The sequence below is a fragment of the Methylobacterium sp. WL120 genome, assembly GCF_008039465.1.
GTDB classification, from domain to species: Bacteria; Pseudomonadota; Alphaproteobacteria; order Rhizobiales; family Beijerinckiaceae; genus Methylobacterium; species Methylobacterium cerastii.
The window spans coordinates 1-4,547 of sequence record NZ_VRUT01000247.1 but is presented as its reverse complement, the minus strand read 5'-3'; the positions used below and the strand labels follow the sequence as shown (position 1 = coordinate 4,547).

Annotated in this window: 4 protein-coding genes; all 4 read right to left on the bottom strand. The window is 73.1% G+C overall.

The window, feature by feature from the left end:
• Positions 1-194: 194 nt before the first annotated feature.
• Positions 195-1,751: an alpha/beta hydrolase domain-containing protein gene (locus tag FV229_RS25420; protein ID WP_147754590.1), complete on the bottom strand. Its 1,557-nt coding sequence runs from the start codon at positions 1,749-1,751 to the stop codon at positions 195-197.
• 253 nt (positions 1,752-2,004) lie between these two features.
• The gene (locus tag FV229_RS25415; protein WP_147754589.1) at positions 2,005-2,235 is read right to left on the bottom strand and encodes a hypothetical protein; all 231 of its coding nucleotides are present in this window, start codon (positions 2,233-2,235) and stop codon (positions 2,005-2,007) included.
• 54 nt (positions 2,236-2,289) lie between these two features.
• Positions 2,290-3,723, bottom strand: coding sequence for an amidase (locus FV229_RS25410; protein WP_246688341.1), 1,434 nt, complete (start codon positions 3,721-3,723; stop codon positions 2,290-2,292).
• 95 nt (positions 3,724-3,818) lie between these two features.
• On the bottom strand, positions 3,819-4,502 hold the full coding sequence (locus tag FV229_RS25405) for a type 1 glutamine amidotransferase domain-containing protein (protein ID WP_147754588.1): 684 nt from the start codon (positions 4,500-4,502) through the stop codon (positions 3,819-3,821).
• Between the last annotated feature and the right edge of the window lie 45 nt (positions 4,503-4,547).

The following is a 4,547-nucleotide window of genomic DNA, read 5'->3' as shown; positions in this document are numbered from 1 at the left end:
CGCCTGAGCCCAAGAGGGCGCCAAAGTGGGTGTCGCGACCAGGAGCCCGGCCAGAAGCCCGATCCGACGCCCGAACCCCGATCCCAGCATGGTCGTCCTCGTCCCGTCGCGCCGGGCGCCGCGAGCGGCGGCGCCGGCGATTCGCGCGGTGCGCGAATGCCGGCGGACCCTAGCACCCGGCCGGCCGGCCGCAATCAGCGCGGCGGCGCCGACGGGGTCTGCGCGTCGAAAATCGGGGTCTCGGCAGCCGCGTTGACGACGACCGCCGCATCCTCCGGCAGCAGGAAGCCCTGGGCCTCGGCCTCCCGGGCGGCGGCGCGCACGCGGTTCACGTAGTCGGCCTGGCTTCGGTAGCGCTCGGTCAGCGAAGGCGGCCCACCTTCGCCGGCTTTGCGCGCGAATGGCCGGTAGGCGCCGACGAGCGAGCAGGTGAAGGTGGAGAGCGGTGCGTTCTGCAGGCCGTGGACGCCGAGCGGCACGGCGATGTCGGGCAGGCGCACGCCGCCGAGCGGGTTGCCGTCGGCGTCGCGTCGCGGCACCTGCACCACCGCGTCCGGCAGGGCCTTGGGCGGCTGCAGCACGGCCGGGTCGCCGGTGGCCGGTTCGAGCGGCATCAGCCGGGTCTCGGGCGGAGGTTCGTTCCGCGCGACCCATCCGTCGAGGCGCTGCAGGGTCGCGCGCGCCACCGGCGCCCAGTCGAGCCGGCCCGGCGGCAGGGTGCAGGGCTCGGCCTTGAGCACGGTGACGTGCGAGGCGCCGGCCACGTCGTACATCCGGACGTTGCCCGGCAGGGCGAGGTCGGCGGTGCCCGAGGCGCCGGTGCGGCCCAGCGAGGCGCGCAGCGACGCATAGTCCACGGTGGAATTGAGCAGCATCGCCTTGGGCGGCACCTCTCCCCGCGCCTCGGCCGCGGCGACGATCGCGCCGACGGTCAGCGGCCCGTCGTGGACGCCGGGAAACTCCGGGTCGGCGAAGTTCGGCGCGCCGTCGGCGCTCGATCCGGGCCCTAGCCCCGAGCGCAGGATCGGCAGCAGCCCGGCGCCCGAGACGAAGACGTGCATCCCGTCGAAGACGCGCCGGCCCTCTGCCCGGTTGAAGCCGTGCAGCAGGAAGGTCTTGAGGAAGCGCCCGTCCTGCGACTTGCCGACGGCGAGCGTGCGGCTCACGCTGCCGGCGAGCGGGTTCGGCGTGCCGGCGGCGTCCCCGGCGGCGTGCGCGAGGAAGTCGGCCGCGTCCCGCACGATGGCGAAGCCGACCCCCTCGACGAAGCGTCGCCGTCCCTCCGCGTCGGTAAACGACGGCAGGTCGGCGCCCTGGCCGAGCTCCCAGTACACCTCGGCGACCCGGTAACCGCGATCCTCCAGGAAGCCTGTCCCGGCATCGAGGTTGCCCGACGCCATCGGGAGCGCCCGCGGGCTGTTGTAGAGCGCGTGGGCGTAGGCCTTGCCGCGGTTGGGCACATCGACCAGCAGGGCGCCGTTGCCGGCAGCGGGGTCGACCGGCAGGAACAGGATGATCCGCGCGCCGTATTCGACCTTTCCGGCGGCGTTGCGCCCGGCCTTGTCGAGATCGGGAATGCCCGCCTCGTCCGGCGCCAGCTCGCCGACGACCCGCCCGTCCCAGCGCTCGTAGGCCCCGGCCGCGAAGCTGCCGTAGGGCTGCTTGCCCGCGATCTCCAGCCGGACCACCTTGGCTTCGGCGGCAGTGCCGAGGGCGAGGACGAGAGCGGCGGCGCACAGGATGCGTTTCATGCAAGGACCCACTTTCCGGCGCAGCTTGGCGCAATCGCGCGGTGGCGGCTAGGCAGCCTCCGCGTCAGGCGATGCGGCGGAGCTTTTCGCGCAAGGGCTCGGGGAGCGATGCGAGCCAAGCATCCTCCTGGCCGGGCTCGCGCAGCACCGTGCCGAATTCCAGGAGGCCGTGGGCGGGGATGCTCGGAGATGGCGACCCAGACGTCGTGGTCCGCGATGCCGAGGATCGCGCTCGTCTCGGCCATGATGCGCCTCACCGCGCCTTCCGATCCGGGGGCCGGCCCGCGGGGATGGCGACGCGGACCCAGACGTGATCGGGCGAGGCCGGCGCGCCGCCGATGAAGATCGACCCCGGGTCGACCGCCTGGATGACGACCTGCACGAGGCATCGCGGTGCCCCCGCCTCGACCGCATGGATGGCGACAATGCGAGCCCGCTCCTCGGCGGTCACCGTCCGCGCGGTCGAGACGGCGTAGGTCGGCATCCGGGGGCGTCCCGTCCAGGGCGGGGGCGCCCGCCCCGGATGCGCGCGGGTCGCCTAAAGGCTCGGGTGAAGCCCACGCACCGGGCTGACCCCTTCCAGGAGCGCGGCGGCGTGCAGGATCGTCGCCTCCGCCTGCCAGCTGCCCACCACCTGCACGTTGATCGGCAGTCCCTCGCGGCTCGTTCCGAACCGCATCGACAGCCCCGGCAGGCCGGTCACGTTCAGCGGCACCGTCGCGCCCTGGAGGTAGGTCAGGTCGACCGTCTTCCCGTCGACGACGAGTTCCTGGATGCCGTGCTTGTGCGCCGGCACCGGCAGCACGGGCGTCAGCAGGATGTCGTGGTCGCGGAAGTAGGCGGCGTAGCCGTCGCGGAGCCGCTCCGCCGCCTGCTCGGCCGCGACGTACTCCGCCATCGTGGTGTCGGGCAGCGACAGCATGGTCCTGGCCATCGTGTACATCTGGTCTTCGTGCCCGGCGGTCGCCGCGCGGAAGGCCGGCTTCATCTCCATCACGTGGAGCTTGTTGAACACGTCGAGGGCGAAGTCGCGCTCCAGCGCCGGGATGCGCACGGCCTCCACCGTGTGACCGAGGCTCGCCAGCGCCTCGGCCGCCGCCCGCACGGTCGCCGCGACCTCGGAATCGACCGGCCCGAAGCCGGGCTCGACCAGCCAGCCCACCCGCAGCGGACGGTCCGGTGCGGGCGCCGCGCCGGCCTCGAACCGGCTGGCGTAGCCGTCCTCGCCGTCGGGGCCGGCAAGCAGCGAGAAGGCCAGCGCGAGGTCGCGGATCGAGCGCGCCATCGGGCCGACGTGCCAGAAGCGGCGCGGCGCCCGTGGCCAGATGCCGGTCATCGGCACGCGCCCGTGGGTGCCTTTGAGCGAGACGATCCCGGTCTGCGCGGCCGGTCCCCGGACCGAGATGGCGAGGTCGGTGCCCAGCCCCAGGGGCGACATGCCGGCCGCGATGGCCGCCGACTCGCCGCCGCTCGATCCGCCCGGCGTGCGCGTCAGGTCCCAGGGGTTGTTCGAGCGGCCCGAGAGCAGGTTGTCGCTCTCGATCCAGTAGGAGAATTCGGGGAGGTTGGTCTTGGCCAGCAGGATGCCGCCGGCCTGCTTCAGGCGCGCCACGCTGGTCGCGTCGGCCTCGGGCGTGCGGCCCTTGAAGATCGGCGAGCCGCGCTGGGTCATGACGCCCGCCGTGTCGATCGAATCCTTCACGGTGAACGGCACCCCATGAAGCGGCCCGAGCTCCCGCCCCGCCATCACTGCCGCCTCCGCCTCCTTCGCGGCAGCGAGCGCGCCGTCCGCGACGGTGACGATGGCGTTGATCTGGGGGTCGACCGCCGCGATCCGGTCGAGATGCGCCTGCACGACTTCGACCGGCGAGAGCTGCCGAGTGCGGATCAATTCGGCGAGCCGGGTCGCGTCCGAGAAGACGACGTCCTGTGTCGTGGAGGGGGTGGTGAGCTGGGTCATGGGCTGGGTCATGGGCGGGAATCCTTCGGGTTCGCGATGCGGGCGGATCGCCCCGGCTCGGGCCGGCGGCGATCATGAGCGGGCGCCCGTCGAGGGCGCCCGCGACCTCAGCGGTTGGCGAGGTGGGCGACGAGACGCTCGGCGGCGGGGCCTGAGGAGGCCGGGTTCTGGCCGGTGACGAGCAGGCCGTCCGCCACGACGAAGGGTCCCCAGTCGGCGCCCTTGGCGTAGAGGCCGCCGTTCCGCACGAGCTCGTCCTCGACCAGGAACGGCACCACCTCCGTGAGGCCGACGGCCTCCTCCTCGGTGTTGGTGAAGCCGGTGACCTTGCGGCCGTCGACCAGTGGCTTCCCGTCGGGCGCCTTGGCGTGGCGCAGGACGCCGGGGGCGTGGCAGACCAGGGCCACGGGCTTGCCGGCCGCCAGCGTCGTCTCGATCAGCTTGATCGAGGCCGGGTCCTCGGCGAGGTCCCACAGGGGCCCGTGGCCGCCGGGGTAGAACACCGCGTCGAAGCTTTCGTGGCCGACGGCGTCGAGGCGGCCGGTCTCGTCCAGCACCGCCATGGCCGCCGCGTCGGCTTCGAAGCGGCGCGTCGTGTCGGTCTGGAAGTCCGGCTCGGCGCTCTTCGGGTCGAGGGGCGGGCGGCCGCCCTGGGGCGAGACCACCACCATCTCCGCGCCGGCATCCTTGAACACGTAGTAGGGGGCCGCGAACTCCTCCAGCCAGAAGCCGGTCTTCCGGCCGGTGTCGCCGAGGCGGTTGTGCGAGGTCAGCACCATCAGGATCTTCATGGTCGTTCTCCGGGGTTTTCGCTTGGGGAGGGGAAAGGTTTGGGT

Coding starts and splice junctions, on each gene's coding strand:
- FV229_RS25420 (WP_147754590.1), bottom strand. CDS start 1,751: ATGAAACGCATCCTGTGCGCCGCCGCTCTCGTCCTCGCCCTCGGCACT.
- FV229_RS25415 (WP_147754589.1), bottom strand. CDS start 2,235: ATGCCGACCTACGCCGTCTCGACCGCGCGGACGGTGACCGCCGAGGAG.
- FV229_RS25410 (WP_246688341.1), bottom strand. CDS start 3,723: ATGACCCAGCCCATGACCCAGCTCACCACCCCCTCCACGACACAGGAC.
- FV229_RS25405 (WP_147754588.1), bottom strand. CDS start 4,502: ATGAAGATCCTGATGGTGCTGACCTCGCACAACCGCCTCGGCGACACC.